General features: G+C 68.1%; 19 protein-coding genes. 6 read left to right on the forward strand and 13 right to left on the reverse strand.

Translation table 11 applies throughout. From position 1 onward, the window contains the following. Positions 1–7: 7 nt before the first annotated feature. Positions 8–781, forward strand: a complete 774-nt coding sequence (locus tag PYV00_RS19855; RefSeq protein ID WP_275230057.1) for a HesA/MoeB/ThiF family protein — start codon at positions 8–10, stop codon at positions 779–781. 184 nt (positions 782–965) lie between these two features. Here PYV00_RS19855 and PYV00_RS19860 read toward each other — a convergent pair whose 3' ends face one another. Then, complete coding sequence (locus PYV00_RS19860) at positions 966–1,667, reverse strand: NAD-dependent deacylase (protein WP_275230058.1); 702 nt, start codon at positions 1,665–1,667, stop codon at positions 966–968. A gap of 35 nt (positions 1,668–1,702) precedes the next feature. On the opposite strand from PYV00_RS19860, the gene dapB reads away from it, so the two are divergent. Genes dapB through PYV00_RS19875 form a run of 3 tightly spaced genes read left to right on the forward strand, consistent with a single transcriptional unit; the run spans position 1,703 to position 3,521 of the window. After that, positions 1,703–2,431: a 4-hydroxy-tetrahydrodipicolinate reductase gene (gene dapB, locus PYV00_RS19865; protein WP_275230059.1), complete on the forward strand. Its 729-nt coding sequence runs from the start codon at positions 1,703–1,705 to the stop codon at positions 2,429–2,431. Then, complete coding sequence (gene nth / locus PYV00_RS19870) at positions 2,428–3,114, forward strand: endonuclease III (RefSeq protein WP_275230060.1); 687 nt, start codon at positions 2,428–2,430, stop codon at positions 3,112–3,114. The genes dapB and nth overlap by 4 nt, the downstream gene beginning before the upstream one ends. A 14-nt stretch (positions 3,115–3,128) precedes the next feature. After that, on the forward strand, positions 3,129–3,521 hold the full coding sequence (locus PYV00_RS19875) for a hypothetical protein (protein WP_275230061.1): 393 nt from the start codon (positions 3,129–3,131) through the stop codon (positions 3,519–3,521). A 30-nt stretch (positions 3,522–3,551) separates the two neighbouring features. Here PYV00_RS19875 and PYV00_RS19880 read toward each other — a convergent pair whose 3' ends face one another. Then, positions 3,552–4,877 carry a dicarboxylate/amino acid:cation symporter gene (locus PYV00_RS19880; RefSeq protein ID WP_275230062.1) on the reverse strand — a complete coding sequence of 442 codons (1,326 nt, stop codon included), beginning with the start codon at positions 4,875–4,877 and terminating at the stop codon, positions 3,552–3,554. Between the two features lie 105 nt (positions 4,878–4,982). Continuing rightward, complete coding sequence (gene dapE / locus PYV00_RS19885; protein WP_275230063.1) at positions 4,983–6,125, reverse strand: succinyl-diaminopimelate desuccinylase; 1,143 nt, start codon at positions 6,123–6,125, stop codon at positions 4,983–4,985. Between the two features lie 55 nt (positions 6,126–6,180). Between dapE and PYV00_RS19890 the strand changes: the two genes are divergently transcribed. Next, a complete protein-coding gene (locus tag PYV00_RS19890) occupies positions 6,181–6,660 on the forward strand; it encodes a cupin domain-containing protein (protein WP_275230064.1) in 480 nt (159 codons plus the stop codon). A gap of 26 nt (positions 6,661–6,686) precedes the next feature. Here the strand turns inward: PYV00_RS19890 and PYV00_RS19895 are convergent, their stop codons facing one another. Next, positions 6,687–7,532: a S1/P1 nuclease gene (locus PYV00_RS19895; protein WP_275230065.1), complete on the reverse strand. Its 846-nt coding sequence runs from the start codon at positions 7,530–7,532 to the stop codon at positions 6,687–6,689. Continuing rightward, positions 7,532–8,200 carry a glutathione S-transferase family protein gene (locus tag PYV00_RS19900; RefSeq protein ID WP_275230066.1) on the reverse strand — a complete coding sequence of 223 codons (669 nt, stop codon included), beginning with the start codon at positions 8,198–8,200 and terminating at the stop codon, positions 7,532–7,534. Before PYV00_RS19900 ends, PYV00_RS19895 begins: the two co-directional genes overlap by 1 nt. 121 nt (positions 8,201–8,321) lie before the next feature. On the opposite strand from PYV00_RS19900, the gene PYV00_RS19905 reads away from it, so the two are divergent. Continuing rightward, complete coding sequence (locus PYV00_RS19905) at positions 8,322–8,738, forward strand: DUF2141 domain-containing protein (protein WP_275230067.1); 417 nt, start codon at positions 8,322–8,324, stop codon at positions 8,736–8,738. A gap of 56 nt (positions 8,739–8,794) precedes the next feature. On the opposite strand, the gene PYV00_RS19910 is transcribed toward PYV00_RS19905, so the two are convergent. The 8 genes from PYV00_RS19910 to PYV00_RS19945 form a co-directional block, all read right to left on the reverse strand. Then, positions 8,795–9,796: an inorganic phosphate transporter gene (locus tag PYV00_RS19910; protein WP_275230068.1), complete on the reverse strand. Its 1,002-nt coding sequence runs from the start codon at positions 9,794–9,796 to the stop codon at positions 8,795–8,797. Between the two features lie 15 nt (positions 9,797–9,811). Continuing rightward, the gene (locus PYV00_RS19915; protein ID WP_275230069.1) at positions 9,812–10,942 is read right to left on the reverse strand and encodes a DUF47 family protein; all 1,131 of its coding nucleotides are present in this window, start codon (positions 10,940–10,942) and stop codon (positions 9,812–9,814) included. A gap of 120 nt (positions 10,943–11,062) precedes the next feature. Further along, a complete protein-coding gene (gene yihA, locus PYV00_RS19920) occupies positions 11,063–11,704 on the reverse strand; it encodes a ribosome biogenesis GTP-binding protein YihA/YsxC (RefSeq protein ID WP_275230070.1) in 642 nt (213 codons plus the stop codon). Beyond that, positions 11,701–13,479 (reverse strand): membrane protein insertase YidC, encoded by a 1,779-nt coding sequence (yidC, locus tag PYV00_RS19925; protein WP_275230071.1) that lies wholly within the window; start codon positions 13,477–13,479, stop codon positions 11,701–11,703. Before yidC ends, yihA begins: the two co-directional genes overlap by 4 nt. 46 nt (positions 13,480–13,525) lie before the next feature. Continuing rightward, positions 13,526–13,738, reverse strand: coding sequence for a membrane protein insertion efficiency factor YidD (yidD, locus tag PYV00_RS19930; RefSeq protein ID WP_275230072.1), 213 nt, complete (start codon positions 13,736–13,738; stop codon positions 13,526–13,528). Position 13,739: 1 nt separating this feature from the next. Further along, positions 13,740–14,111 (reverse strand): ribonuclease P protein component, encoded by a 372-nt coding sequence (rnpA, locus tag PYV00_RS19935; protein ID WP_275230073.1) that lies wholly within the window; start codon positions 14,109–14,111, stop codon positions 13,740–13,742. Positions 14,112–14,276: 165 nt separating this feature from the next. Next, positions 14,277–14,411 carry a 50S ribosomal protein L34 gene (gene rpmH, locus PYV00_RS19940; protein ID WP_007012267.1) on the reverse strand — a complete coding sequence of 45 codons (135 nt, stop codon included), beginning with the start codon at positions 14,409–14,411 and terminating at the stop codon, positions 14,277–14,279. A gap of 163 nt (positions 14,412–14,574) precedes the next feature. Beyond that, positions 14,575–15,294 carry an alpha/beta hydrolase gene (locus PYV00_RS19945; RefSeq protein WP_275230074.1) on the reverse strand — a complete coding sequence of 240 codons (720 nt, stop codon included), beginning with the start codon at positions 15,292–15,294 and terminating at the stop codon, positions 14,575–14,577. Positions 15,295–15,336 lie beyond the last annotated feature (42 nt).

A 15,336-nucleotide genomic window follows, 5' to 3' on the forward strand; every position in this document is an offset into this window, starting at 1 on the left:
GCGCGCCATGGCACTGGCACCCGATCGGCTTGAGCGATTCGCGCGGCACATCGTGCTGCCCGAAGTGGGCGGCGCGGGACAAGTCGCGCTGGCCGACGCGCATGTGATGCTGGTCGGCTGCGGCGGGATCGGCAGCCCGGCGCTGCAATACCTCGCCGCAGCCGGCATAGGCCGGCTGACGCTGATCGACAGCGACGTGGTCGACATCAGCAATCTTCAACGTCAGACCATTTTTGCGCCGTCGGAAATCGGCAAGCCCAAGGCGGAATCGGCGGCCGAGTGGGTGCGGCGGTTTGATCTTGGCCTCAAGGTGGACGCGGTGGTCGGGCGAGTGGGGATCGAAAATGCCGCGCGAGTCCTCTCCGGCGCGAGCCTCGTACTGGACGGCTGTGACAACTTCGCGACTCGGCTGGCGGTGTCAGATTCCTGCGTAAAACTCGGCATTCCGCTGACCAGCGCGGCACTGGGCCGGTTCCAGGGCCAAGTGGCGAATTTCGCTGGACACTTGCCCGGCCAGCCCTGCTACCGCTGCTTCGTGGGCGATGCCTTCGATGCCGACGATTGCGACACGTGCGCCGCCGATGGCGTGCTGGGCGCGATGGCAGGCATGGTCGGCGCCTTCGCCGCGATGCAGGCGATTCGCGTCCTGCTGCAAGGCCACGCCGCGCTGGGCGAACCGCAATTCGGCAAGCTCCATGTGGTGGAGGGGCTGGGCCCCGCCATGCGCACGCTGACCATCGCCAAAGACCCCGGATGCAAGGGATGCTCCGGGCGGGATTGATTCGCGCGACGGCGTGAGGTGATTGCCGGGAGTCGGTTTGCTGATGCGCCTTTCGGCGCATGGCGGCACCAGCCCGCGCCCCCACCCGGCCTCCCATCGGAATGGTACTCTGTGGGAGGCCGGGTGGGGGCGCGGGCTGGTGCCGCCTTGAAATGCACTCTTCCGCGCATTTCCAAACAAGCTCTCAACCCGCCAGCATTTCCTCCACCCAGGCCGGCACCAGTTCGGTGGCCGGGCCATGGCGCGCCTCGTCGAACCAGAGCGTGCCCTGGCTCGGCTCCAGATTGAGTTCCAGCGTCCTGGCGCCAAGGTCGCGCGCGTTGCGCACGAAGCCGGCGGCGGGATAGACCGCGCCCGACGTGCCGATCGAGACGAACAGGTCAGCCTCGCGCAGCGCGGCGAAGATCTCATCCATCCGATAGGGCATCTCGCCGAACCAGACGATGTCGGGCCTGAGCGCGCGTTCCCCGCATTCGGGGCAGGCCGGCCGCGCGATCAGCGGCCCGCGCCAGGGCGAGCGCGCGTCGCAGGCGGTGCACCAGGCATTGAGGTGCTCGCCATGCATGTGCAGCACGCGGTTCGCTCCGGCGCGCTCGTGCAGGTCGTCCACGTTCTGGGTGACGATCAGCAGCTCGCCCGGCCATGCCGCGTCCAGCCGGGCCAGCGCCGCGTGGGCCGCGTTGGGCTGCCTGGTCTGGATCGCCTCGCGCCGCATGTCGTAGAAGCGCAGCACCAGTTCGGGGTCGCGCGCGAAAGCCTCGGGCGTCGCCACGTCCTCCACCCGGTGCCGTTCCCACAAGCCGCCGCCATCGCGGAACGTGTCGATCCCGCTCTCGGCGCTGACGCCCGCGCCGGTGAGGATGACGATATTGCGGATAGAGGCCATCCCGGCCATGAGACACGGCCAGAAGGGAATATTCAATGGCCAGAATCGGAATCATCGGCAGCGCCGGGCGCATGGGGCAGGCGATCGCGGCGGCCATCACCGATGCCGGCGAGACGCTGGCGGGCGGCATCGACAAGGATGGCGACGCCGCCACGATCGCGGGCCAGTGCGACGTGCTGGTCGATTTCTCCTCGCCCGGCGCGCTGGAAGGCAATCTCGACGCGGCGATCACGGTGGGCGTGCCGATCGTGATCGGCACCACCGGGCTGGAGGAGCGCCACCATTTCCTGATCGATCACGCGGCCGAGACGATCCCCGTGCTCCAGACCGGCAATACCTCGCTGGGCGTCACGCTGCTGGCGCATCTGGTGCGCGAGGCCGCGAGCCGGCTGGGCGAGGACTGGGATATCGAGATCGTCGAGACGCATCACCGCATGAAAGTGGACGCGCCTTCGGGCACCGCGCTCCTGCTGGGCGAAGCGGCGGCGGCCGGACGCGGCATCCGGCTGGCCGATGCCAGCGAGCGCGGGCGCGACGGCATCACCGGCAAGCGCAGCGTGGGCACGATCGGCTTTGCCAGCCTGCGCGGCGGCACGGTGGCGGGCGACCATACCGTGCTGTTCCTTGCCGATAACGAGCGCATCGCCCTTTCGCACCATGCGGAAAACCGCGCGATCTTCGCCAGGGGGGCCGTGCGCGCCTGCCAGTGGCTGATCGGCAGGCCCGCCGGGCGCTATACGATGCCCGAGGTACTGGGGCTTTGAAGAAAGACCAGATCTTCGAATTCTTCCACCGGCTGGCCGAGGCCAATCCCGATCCGCAGACCGAGCTGGAATACGGCAACGATTACCAGCTTCTGGTCGCGGTGGTGCTTTCCGCGCAATCGACCGACGTGGGCGTCAACAAGGCGACGCGGGCGCTGTTTCGCGAGGTGAAGACGCCGGCGCAGATGATCGCGCTGGGCGAGGATGGGCTGAAGCAGCACATCAAGACGATCGGCCTGTTCAATGCCAAGGCGAAGAACGTGATCGCGCTGTCCGAAATCCTGGAGCGCGAGCATGGCGGGCAGGTGCCGGCCGATCGCGACGCGCTCACCGCGCTGCCCGGCGTGGGCCGCAAGACCGCCAATGTCGTGCTGAACGGCGCGCACGGGGCGGAAACCTTCGCGGTCGACACGCATATCTTCCGCGTCTGCAACCGCACCGGGCTGGCCAGGGGCAAGACGCCGCTGGCCGTCGAGAAGGGCCTGGAAAAGAACGTGCCCGGCCCGTTCCGCGTGGGCGCGCACCACTGGCTGATCCTGCACGGCCGCTATATCTGCAAGGCGCGCACGCCCGAATGCTGGCGCTGCCCGGTGGTCGATCTGTGCGGCTACAAGGCGAAGGTCATGGAACGCGGCGCGAAGTCCGCTAAGAAGAAGGACATGGGGCCGGACGCACAAGCATAATCGAGGAGGATACCATGGACATTCGCCGTACCTTCGCACTCACTCTCGCGCCGCTCGCGCTGGCCGCCTGCGGCAAGGCCGGCCCGGCCGAGCCGCCGCCGCCCTCGCCCGCCGCCGAAGTGATCGGCGCCGCGCAGGATTGCCTGCCGCTAGCCAGCTTTTCCTCCACGCAAGTGCGCGACGACTGGACGATCGATTTCCTCGGCGCGGGCCAGAAGGCATGGCGCAACACGCTGCCCAATCGCTGCCCCGGCCTGCGCGCGGAAAGCGCCTTCACCTATGAAACCTCGCTCAGCCAGCTTTGCGGCACCGACATCATCTATGTGCTGCAACGCACCGGCGGCTCGCTCCAGCGCGGCGCGGGCTGCGGGCTGGGCAAGTTCGTGCCGGTGAAGCTGGCGAAATAGCGCGGCTCCTCCCGGCGCCGGCCGGCGCCTTCAGTGCAGCGTCACCGGCGCTTCGGCGGTGATCGCCGAGATCACCGTCGCCGCGACCAGATCGCCGATCACGTTGAGCGTGGTGCGGCACATGTCGAGCAGGCGGTCCACGCCCAGGATCAGGCCGATCCCCTCGGGCGGCACGCCCACCCCGCCCAGGATCAGCGCCACCACCGGCAGCGATCCGGCGGGCACGCCGGCGGTGCCCACCCCGGCCAGGATGCAGATCAGCATGACGAAGACCTGCTGGCCCAGATCCAGCTCCACGCCGAAGAACTGGGCCAGGAACAGCACGGTCACGCCTTCGAACATGGCGGTGCCGTTCTGGTTGGCGGTGGCGCCGATCGTCAGCACGAAGCGGGCGACGCGCGAGGGCAGCTTCAGCTCGGCATCGGCGACGCGCAGCGCGGTGGGCAATGTCGCGTTGGAACTGGCGGTGGAAAAGGCCATCAGGCTGGCCTCGCGCGTCTGGCGAAAGAAGGCGATCGGGCTCTTGCCCGCGACGAAGGCCAGCAGCGCGGGATAGACGCCGAACATCTGCAGGCCCAGCGCCAGCAGCACCACGCCGACATAGGCCGCCAGCTTGGCCAGCAGATCCCAGCCGAACTGCGCGGCCAGATTGAACATGAAGCAGAAGATCGCCAGCGGCGCGAGGCGCACGACAATGCCGATCAGCCGCATCGAGACTTCGAACACGCCTTCCATCGCATCCTTCAGCGTGCGCGTATGCGGGGTCTGCACCAGAAGCAGGCCGATGCCGAAGAACAGCGCGAAGACCATCACCGCCAGCACGTCGTTCTCGCTCATCGCGGCGATGATGTTGGACGGAACCAGGCCCAGCACGGCGTCGACCCCGCTTTTGGCGTCAGCCGATGAACGGACGATGCCGGCCGCGTTGGCCCCGCCCTTGACCAGCAGCTCGCGCGCCACCACCCGGTCGATCCCGTCGCCGGGGCGCAGCACGTCCACCAGCGTGATCGAGAGCGCGACCGCGATGCCCGAGACGATCACTGTATAGACCAGCGTGGCGATGCCGACGCGGCGGAGCGCGCGGATCTCGACCATTTCGGCAACGCCCACCACCAGCGCGGAAACCAGCAGCGGGATCACCAGCATGAACAGCAGCCGCAGGAACATCTGGCCCAGCGGCCCGGTGACGTATTTCACCACGGCCGCCACCCACGCCGCGTCGCGCGCGAAGGAATAGGCCAGGATGCCCGCGGCCAGTCCGGCGACGAACCCGGCCAGGATGCGCCATTGCAGGCCGGCGGTGCCCGGCGGGCCTGGCGGCGATATCCGCCGCGCCTTTCCGACTGCGTCGTTCATGCGCGGGGTTCCTTATCGCTTGATGCCACGGTGCGGCGGCCGGCCAGCGCGCAGGCTCGCAATCGCGGGCGGCTTTGTCCAGAGCCCGGTGCCGCTCCGGTCAGGCTATGCCAGCGCCGCCTCGGCGATGCGGCGATAGATCCGCGCGAGCGTTTCGAGATCGGCCAGCGCCACTGCCTCGTCGCGCTTGTGCATCGTCGCGTTCGACAGGCCGAACTCGATCACGGGCGACAGGTCCTTGAGGAAGCGCGCGTCGGACGTGCCGCCGCTGGTCGAAAGCTCGGGCCGCGTGCCGGTCTCGGCCGCGATCGCGGCGGAGACGATGTCCGAAAAGGTGCCGGGCGGCGTCAGGAACGCCTCGCCCGAGATCACCGCGCGCGCGCTGCCGCCATGGCGCGCGGCGATGTCCGCCACGCGGTCCGACAGGATCGCCCCGGTGTGCAGGTCATTGAAGCGGATCGAGATGCGCGCGCTGGCCCGCGCCGGAATCACGTTGGTCGCCGGATTGCCGACCGTCAGATCGGTGATCTCCAGGTTCGAGGGCTGGAACCAGTCGGTCCCGTCATCGAGCGCCAGCGCATCCAGTTCACCCAGCATCGCCACCAGCCGCGTGATCGGATTGTCGGCCAGATGCGGATAGGCGACGTGGCCCTGCACGCCCTCTACCTCCAGCCAGACATTGACCGAGCCGCGCCGGCCGATCTTGATCGTATCGCCCAGCCGCGCGACCGAGGTGGGCTCCCCCACCAGGCACAGATCGGGGATCGCGCCCACCGCGCGCATGTGCTCGATCAGCGCGAGCGTGCCGAAGCGGGCCGGCCCTTCCTCGTCCCCGGTGATGACGAAGCTGACCGTGCCGGCGCTGGCGGGCAGGTCGCGCGCCGCCGCCACCATCGCCGCGATCGCGCCCTTCATGTCCACCGCGCCGCGCCCATAGAGCAAGTCGCCGCGCCGTTCGGGCGCGAAAGGCGCCGTGGTCCACCCCTCGCCCGGCGGGACGACATCGACGTGGCCGGCGAACGCGAAGTGGCGAGTGCCGGCCGGCCCGTGGCGGATCGCGAAGAGGTTCTCCACCGGCCCGTCGGGCGGCCCGCCGGCGGTAAAGCGCGTGACGGCAAAGCCAAGCGGCGCAAGCTGGCGCTCAAGGCAATCGAACACCAGCCCGGCGGCGGGCGTCACGCTGGGGCAGGCGATCAGCGCCTCGGCCATTTCGGCGACGCTTTGGGTGGCGAACAGGGCGTTGGTCATTTCCAACCATGCGGCATATGGCTTATGCCCCGACGGCACAAGCCGGAGTACGCCCATGCCCAAGCTGGACCTCGATGCCATCCCTTCCGCCAATGCCACCGGCTATCCCGCGCCGTTCGACCAGGCGGTCGCCGGGCGCTGGTACAAGCGGCTCGCCCCGGCGAGCGGGCTGGGCGAGATGGGCGCCAGCCATGTGACGCTGAAGCCCGGCGCGTGGTCCTCGCAGCGGCACTGGCATAACGACGAGGACGAGCTGCTGATCATGCTCGCGGGCGAGGCGGTGCTGATCGAGGATGCGGGCGAGGATCACGACGGGCGCACGGTGCTGCGCGCGGGCGATGTCTGCGCCTGGCCCAAGGGCGTGCGCCGCGGGCACCATCTGGTGAACGAAAGCGATGCCGATTGCGTATTCGTCGCGATCAGCGCCGGCAATCGCAATGGCACCGGCGGCTATGCGGATATCGACATGACCTTCACCGGCGAGGGCTATTTCCGCAGGGACGGCACGCCCTATCCCACGCGGCGGCTGCGCTAGCGTCAGGATCTGGCGCCGACCGGCGATCAGCCCAGCGTTTCGTCGAGCATCCGGGCCAGGCGCAGGCCCGCCTGCTCCATCCGCCGGTCGATCAGCGGCAGCGCCGCCGTGATCGCCTCATCGGTCCAGACGATCGCGGCCGGGTTCCTGTCGCCGCACGGCACCTTGCCGCCGAACGCCGTGGGATAGAGGAAATCGCGCGACATCTGCCAGCTTTCGCGCGCCCAGTCCTCGATCGTGCCGGTGGCAAGCTCGGCGCGCTCGGCCGGCGAATAGCGCCGCGCCAGCGGCGGCTCGGCCGAGGAGATCGCGCGTTCGGCCAGCGCGCCGTCCCAGATCGCATGGAGATTGCGCCCCGGCGCGATGCCATAGCTTGCCCCCACCTTGTTGCCGCCCAGATCCTCGTTCTCGCCGACATGGAGCGGCTGGTGCACATCGCCCACGAAATGCGCGAGGAAGGCCAGCGCCATCAGCCGCTCACCCACCGGCAGGCCGGGTGTGGCCAGGATGCGACGATTGCGCTCGATCTGCGGGGTCACGCAATTGCCGTTGGCGCAATTGCGCTTGATGTCGAAATCGGCGCAGACCGGCTCGTTTTGGTAATGCCAGGGGAACGTATAGGCCCAGCGCCACGATTCGCCGCGCAGGCAATCGGGCCAGACCGCGGCATCCTCCAGGCTGCGGACCGGGCAGTCCGGCGTGCCAAGCTGCGGTTCGGCGCGCAGCAGCGTGCGAATGCGCGCGCGCGTGGCCGGCGAGATATTGGCCATGGCGATCGCGGCCACGGTGCGGTGGCCATATTCGCCCCAGGCGAAAGCCGGCTGGCCGCAAAGGCCCGCCAGCGCGGCGAGCAGGATCAGCAGCCGGCGCATCAGCCGATCACCGGCGTTTCGAACTGCTCGATCACCCAGTCCTCGGCACTAGCGGCGGCGATCCACGCCTGCATCCATTCGTGCTCCCACACCGCCTGCATATAGACTTGCGCGAAGCCGGGCACGGCGATGCCATAAGTGAGGAAGCGCGAGACCACCGGCGCATAGATCACGTCCGCCGCGCAGAAGGTGCCGAACAGGAACGGCCCTCCCTTGCCGAAGCGCGCCCGCGCCTCGGCCCAGAGCTGGAGAATGCGCACCACGTCGGCGCGCACCTCGCCATCGATCGCCACGCCTTCCACGCGGGCGCGGATGTTCATCGGGCACGTGCGGCGCAGCGGCAGATAGCTGGAATGCATTTCGGCGACCATCGACCGCGCCATCGCGCGCGCCTCGTCCGCCTTGGGCCAGAAACGGTCGCGCCCCACCTTGTCGGCCAGGTATTCGATGATCGCCAGACTGTCCCACACCACGGCATCGCCATCCCACAGGATCGGCACCTTGCCCGATGACGGCGCGAGTTCATCGGAGCTGCGCTTGCGCTGCTCCCAGTCCTCGCCATAGATCGGCACGGTCAGCTCCTCGAAAGCCAGGCCCGATTGCTTCGCCGCGAGCCAGGCGCGCAAGGACCAGCTCGAATAGTTCTTGTTGCCGATAATCAGCTTCATAGAGCCCTGGTCCGTCGCTGCCTCGCCTCAAGCCCTAATGGCTCGCGGTTGCCCTGTCGACCGGCGAGGCGCGCGCAAATGCGCGCTCGACTTACGATCCAGGACAGATCATATCGTCGCGATGCGCGCACTTGTCCTGGCCCTGCCCCTGCTGATCGCCGCGACGCCGCCGGGCGCGCCGGTCAGTGTCGCGGTCGCCGGCATCGCCGCCGCCAAAGGCCGCGTCCATGTCGATATCTGCCCGGAAAAGCAGTTCACGCGCGAGGATTGCCCCTGGTCGGCCGAAGCCATGGCCAGCGCCGGCACGACCGTGGTGACGGTTCCCGGCGTGCCGCCGGGCCGCTATGCGGCGCAGGCCTATTGGGACGCCAACGGCAACGGCAAGGCCGATCGCAACTTCGTCGGGATGCCGCTGGAACTGGTCGGCTTTTCCAACGACGTGCGCGTGAAGTTCGCCCGCCCCAAATTCGCCGACGCCGCCTTCGTCCATGGTGCCGCGCCGCAACGCATCGTCGTGACCGTGCGCAAGATTCCCTGAGGCCCGCTGAGGGTCTGTCTGGAAATGCGCTCTTTCGCGCATTTCCAGACAGACCCTCAGAACAAACGGGTGAGCAGATAGAACAGCGCGCCCACCACGCCGCTCGCCGGGATGGTGATGAACCAGGCGACGATCACGCGGCTGGCAACGCTCCAGCGCACCGCGCTTGCCCGCCGTGCCGCGCCGGTGCCGACCACCGCGCCCGTGATCGCATGGGTCGTGGAGACCGGGATGCCCAGCGCGCTCGCCCCGAAGACCACCACCGAGCCCGCACTCGAAGCGCAGAAGCCAGAGTGATGGTTGAGCTTGGTCAGCTTGTTGCCCATCGTGCGGATGATCTTCCAGCCGCCCGACATCGTGCCCAGGGCGATCGACACATAGCACGCGATCACCACCCATTCGGGCACATGGAATTCGCCTTGCAAGTGCCCGGTGGAATAAAGCAGCACCGCGATGATCCCCATCGTCTTCTGCGCGTCGTTGCCGCCGTGGCTGATCGAATAGGCCGCCGAGGACAGCAGGTGCAGGGACCGGAACAGGCCGTTGGTCCGGCGCGTGGTGGCGCCCTGGAACAGCCAGCTCGTCGCCAGCATCAGCAGCATGGCGATGACGAAACCGATCAGCGGCGAGGCGAAGATGGCAACCACGGTCTTCACCGTCCCGTCCGCCTCGATCACGCCGGGGCCCGCGGCCGCCATGCCGGCGCCGAGCAGGCCGCCGATCAGCGCGTGGCTGGATGACGAGGGGATGCCCTTGAGCCAGGTGACGACATTCCAGAACATCGCGCCGACCAGCGCCCCGAACACGACCGCCGGCGTCACCGCGTCCTTGTCGATGATGCCCTTGCCCACCGTCTCGGCGACGTGGAGGCCGACGAACCAGTAAGCCACGAAATTGCCCAGCGCGGCGAACATGACGGCGAAGACCGGCGACAGCAGCCGGGTGGCGACCACCGTGGCGATCGCGTTGGCGGCATCGTGCAGGCCGTTGAGGAAATCGAACGCCAGCGCCAGCGCGACAAGGCCGACGAGCAGCGGCAGCGAAATGGTGTGGTCCATCGGGCGGCAGCCGGATCAGGCGTGATCGATGACCAGACCGTCGATCTCGTTGGCGAGATCCTCGAACCGATCGACCACGCGCTCCAGGCGCTTGAACATCTCCTGCCGCACGATGAAGTGCAGCGGCTCGCGCTCCTTGCGCGCCGTCTCGCGATAGAGCCGTTTGAGGCCGGCGGCGTGGATCTCATCCGCATGGCCTTCCATGCGCACCAGACGCTCGGTCAACTCGTGCAGGCGCGCGCCGTTGTCGGCGATCTTGCGCAGCAGCGGCACCGCTTCGGCCGTCAGCCGCGCGGCATCGACGATGATCGCGGCCATGTCGCGCATCTCGGGCTCGAACTCGGTGATATCGTAGAGGTCCACGGCGCCCGCCGCCTGCTGCATCTCGTCGATGGCATCGTCCATCGTGGTAATCAGGCTGGTGATCGCCGCCCGGTCGAACGGGGTCAGGAACGTGCGCCGCACGCTTTGCAGCACTTCGCGGGTGATGTCGTCGGCATCATGCTCGCGCTCCTCGATCTCCTTGACGTGCTGCGAGCGCGCCGGGCCACCCTGGAGCAGCCGCGCCAGGGCATCGGCTCCGGCGACCAGCGTGGCCGCCTGCTGCTCGAACAGGTCGAAGAAGTGGGCCTGCTGCGGCAGCAGCTTCTGAAACCAGGCGAACATGGCATTGATTCCCGTCTTGTGAGCGACCGCCTTGATGATGCGGGTCGATTGGGCGGCAGCGCGGAACTCGCGCGCGCCGAATGTGCGGATGAGCGCGCGCAGGTCTTCCTCGTCCACCGATCGTGCCGCCTCGGCCAGCGTGAACCAGCGACGCTCGCGCTGGTGCTCCTCCTCCCAGGCTTCCAGTTCCTCGGTGACGGCGAAGGGGAACACGTCCACGTCGGTCCAGACCGAGGCGCCCGATGACCGGCGCTTGCGATAGCGGAACGAGCCGAGCGGCGTGGGGCAGGCCGCGCCGAGTACGCCCGCTTCCTCTTCGGCCTCGCGCGCGGCGGCCGCGTGCGGCGGCAGCCCGTTCATCGGCTTGCCTTTGGGAATCACCCAGCGGCCGGTGCCGCGCGAAGTGATCAGCAGGATCTGGATCGGCGCATCCACGGCCGCGGTTTCGGTCCGATAGGGGAGGACGGCGATCTGGCGCAACTCTCTGACTTTCTGGTCCTGCGGGTGACCGACCGCGCCCCTAGTTCATGCCCGTTCGTCATGCAATTGTCACAATTTGGATTTCCGCGCATTCCCTTGCCAGCAGCCGCTGGCGGCGCTTCAGGTCTCGGCGTCGGCCAGCACCGCCGCGCGCAGTTCGGCGATGCCCATGCCCTTTTCCGACGAGGTCACATGCACTTCGGGGAAGGCGGCCGAATGCTTGCGCGCTTCGGCCAAGGTTTCGGCGATGACCTGCTCCAGCTCGCTCGCCTTGATCTTGTCCGCCTTGGTCAGCACCACGCGGTAGCCGACCGCCGCCTCATCGAGCATCTTCATCATCTCGGCATCGACCGGCTTGATCCCGTGGCGGCTGTCGACCAGCAGCAGCGTGCGCTTGAGCACCACCCGGCCGCGCAGGAAATCGCGGATCAGCCGGCGCCATTTCTCCACCACGGCGGGCGGCGCCTTGGCAAAGCCATAGCCCGGCATGTCGACCAGGCGGAACAGCAGCGGATCGCCCACGTCGAAGAAGTTCAGCTCCTGCGTGCGCCCTGGCGTGACCGAGGTGCGCGCGATCGCCTTGCGGCCGACCAGCGCGTTGAGCAGCGACGACTTGCCGACGTTCGAACGCCCGCAGAACGCGATCTCGGGCACTTGCGCGTCCGGCAGGAACTGGAGCGTCGGCGCGCTCTTGAGGAATTCGACCGGGCCGGAAAACAGCTTGCGCGCGCGCTCCGCGATGTCGGCGGTATCCTCGCTCACGCCTTGCCCTTGGCGGATTTGTCCCGCTCGGCCGCGCGCCGCTTGTCCGCCTCGTCCTTGTCGGCCTGCGCCTTGAGCTGGGGATGGCGCGAATAGAGGTATTTCTGCTGCGCGATGGTCAGGATGTTGGAGGTGATCCAGTAGATCAGCAGGCCCGCGGCGAAAGGCGCCATGATGAACATCATGAACCATGGCATGATCATGAACATCTGCTGCTGCACCGGGTCCATCTGCGCCGGGTTCAGGCGGAACTGCAGGAACATGGTGATGCCCAGCAGGAGCGCCAGCACGCCGATCGCCAGGAAGCTGGGCGGGGTGAACGGCAGCAGGCCGAACAGGTTCAGCAGGTGCAGCGGATCGGGTGCGGACAAGTCCTTGATCCACAGCACGAAAGGCTGGTGGCGCATCTCGATCGCCAGGATCAGCGTCTTGTAGAGCGCGAAGAACACCGGTATCTGAAGCACCATCGGCAGGCAGCCCGAGAGCGGATTGACGCCCTCGTCCTTGTAGAGCTTCATGATCTCCTGCTGCTGCTTCTGCTTGTCGTCCTTGTAGCGCTCCTGGATGGCCTTCATCTTGGGCTGCACCGCGCGCATCGCCGCCATGCTGGCAAAGCCGCGCTGGGCCACCGGGAACATGATGCCGCGCACGATCACGGTCAGCAGGATGATCGCCACGCCGAAGTTGCCGACCAGCTTGAACAGCGAGATCAGCACCCAGAAGATCGGCTTTTCGAACCAGCGGAACCAGCCCCAGTCGATCGAGAGGCCGAACTTGGCGATGCCGCCGTCCTCGTAGCGATCGAGCACTTCGTGCTCCTTGGCGCCGGCGAACAGCTTGGTGGTGCGGGCCAGTTGCTGGCCCGGCTGGACGATCGCCTTGTCATAGACGAGGTCGGCGCGGAACAGGCTGTTGCCCAGCGAGCGGAACGTGCCTTGCGCCTTGGCGCCCACCGGGGCCAGCGCGCTCATCCAGTAGACATCGGTAAAGCCCACCCAGTCGGCCTTGCCCGGTTCGGCCAGCACGCCGTCATCGACGAGGTCGCTATAGTTGGGGCCGAACGAGACCGAACCGTCGAACGCGCCGATCGGGCCGGCGTGGACGTTCCAGGTATCGACGCTGGCGGTCTGGCTGGTGCGGTTGATCAGGCCGAAAGGCTGCACCGCCACCGCGCCGCCGCCGCGATTGGCGACCGCCTGCCTGACGGTGATCAGATAGTCCTCGTCGATCGCGAACGTCAGCGCGAAAGTCTGCCCCTTGCCGTTCTGCCAGGTCAGCGTCACCGGCGTGCGCGGGGTCAGCTTCGCGCCGGCGGGCGCGGTCCACAGCGTATTGGCATCGGGCGCGTCGGCGCCCTCGCCAACCCAGCCGAACTGCGCGAATTCCTGCGCGGGCGTGCCGGCCGGCGAATAGATCCGCACGGGCCCGGAATCCTTCTCCACCGTCTCGCGGTGGCGATTGAGCACCAGATCGTCGAGCAGCGCGCCGCGCAAGTTGATCGAGCCCGACAGGCCCGGCGCGGCGATCGGCACGCGGCCCGGAGAGGCCAGCGCCGTCTTGAGGTCCTGCCGTTCCAGCGCGATGTCGGCCGCGTCGCGCAGGCCGCCCTCGCGCGTCGGCTTGCCGGCGCTGGCGGCGATCTCGCGCTGCTGCTGCTCGGCGACGGGCCGCGCCTGCTTGCTCTGGGGGTAGAAGTAGCCGACCCCGTAGTCCCAGCCGAAAAGCACGAGCGCGGTCAGCAAGACCGCGAGGAGGATGTTGCGCTGGTTGTCCACGAAGGTTTCCTAATGCAGTATCGTCACTAGCAGCGCAGGGGCCGCATCAAGGCACGGGGTCATAGCCATGTCCCCCCCAAGGATGGCAGCGCAATATACGCTTGAGCGCGAGCCAGCCACCCTTAATCGCACCGTGCTTTTCCAGCGCCTCGATCGCGTACTGCGAGCATGAGGGCATGTAGCGGCAACTGGGCGGCAGCACGCGCGAAGGGCCGAGCTGCCAGCCCCGCGCGACCAGGATCAAGAGCCGCTTCACCATCTCAGCGCCTTGCCCGCGGCCGGCGCGGCGGATCGCCCTTGCCATCGCGCGCGCGCGTCAGCGCGGCGACCAGTTCGGCGCGCAGCGCGGCGAAATCGCGCTCGATCCCGTTCTCGCGGCCGATCAGGACATGATCGGTATCGGCCAGGCCGTGGAGCGGCAGGATCTCGCGGATCAGCGCGCGGAAGCGGCGCTTCATGCGGTTGCGCACCACGGCATTGCCGATCTTCTTGGTCACGGTGATGCCGAAACGCTGCCCCTGCCCGCCATTCGCGTTGGCCAGCAACACGAAACCGGGACGCGCGATACGCAAGCCCCGGTTGGCGGCCAGAAAATCGGCCCGGCGCGTGAGTGTCCTGATATTCGGCGACATGGTGACGGCTCGATACAGGATAGGTCGGATCGCCGGAAGCGCCACCGGCCCGCTTCCCCATCCAGCCACCCGGTCGGGATAGACCAAAGGGTGTCCGGGTGGGGAAGCGGGCCGGTGCCGGGGCGTGAGGGCCGACCTGCCGGTCAGCCCCGATCAGACGCCGAATCAGGCAGACAGCTTCTTGCGGCCGCGCGCGCGACGGGCGCGCAGCACCTTGCGGCCACCGACCGTCGCCATGCGGGCGCGAAAGCCGTGACGGCGGGCGCGGACAAGGCGGCTGGGCTGGAATGTGCGCTTCATGGCAAGTCCTCGAAATTCATCACATGCGCCACGCGGCGCGAACAAAAAGGGCCGCCCGCAAAGGAGCGACCGCTCATCAGGACCGGGCCGTTACTGGAGGCGGGGCGCCGAGTCAAGGCGCGGATGGCGCGCCCACCCCTCGCGGGAGCTTCGGAACGGCGCCTTACCCCGCCGGCCGATCGTCCAGCCGCACCCACATCGCCATCACGCCCGCGCCGAACCAGCGGGCCGATGCGAACGGCGCCGAATTGGTCATGGCGTAAAAGGCGCGCGCCTCGATCGGGCTCATGCCCATCTGGCGGTAATAGGCGAGGTACTTGGCATTGGCCGGATCGCTTTCGGCATAGTCGCTCGCCTCGTGGCCGGTATCGTCCATCCAGGCATGGACGGCGAATTCGGCGCCCGGCTCGGCATAACGGCGCGCGCCGGCGAGGAACAGCTCCACCGCGCCCGATCGCACCGATCCGCCCGCCGGCACGCGCGTGGCCAGGCCCCTGGCGCGAATCATCCGGCCGATCGTCAGGTTCGCCAGATCGTCCTCGGTGCCGGGGCAATCGATCATGGCGATTTCGCCGATGCCGGGAAAATCGCGCAGCATCGCCGCGAACCGGGCGGGCGAGGCGCTGTCGGTGACGTCGACCAGCGCGGCATGGCCGGCATCGAGCACGCGGAACGGGCCGTATCGGGCAATCCCTTGTGGAATGAGGGCGCCCTGCGGAATGGGGGCCTCGGGGACAGGGGCTCTGTCCCCGAGGAAGCGCTCACTGCCCGGGCCGTCAGGATCGGCGGTCATGACGGCGACTTCCCGCACCGCTTCCCGCGCCGCCAGGGGGCTTGCGGCAAGAGCAGCGATCATCGCGAGGAAGACGACGGGCGAGCGCATGGCCCAGACAATGCGCGGGCGGGTTTACCGGAGGGATTAGGG

Source organism: Novosphingobium album (ex Liu et al. 2023), assembly GCF_029076845.1.
Lineage (GTDB): Bacteria > Pseudomonadota > Alphaproteobacteria > Sphingomonadales > Sphingomonadaceae > Novosphingobium.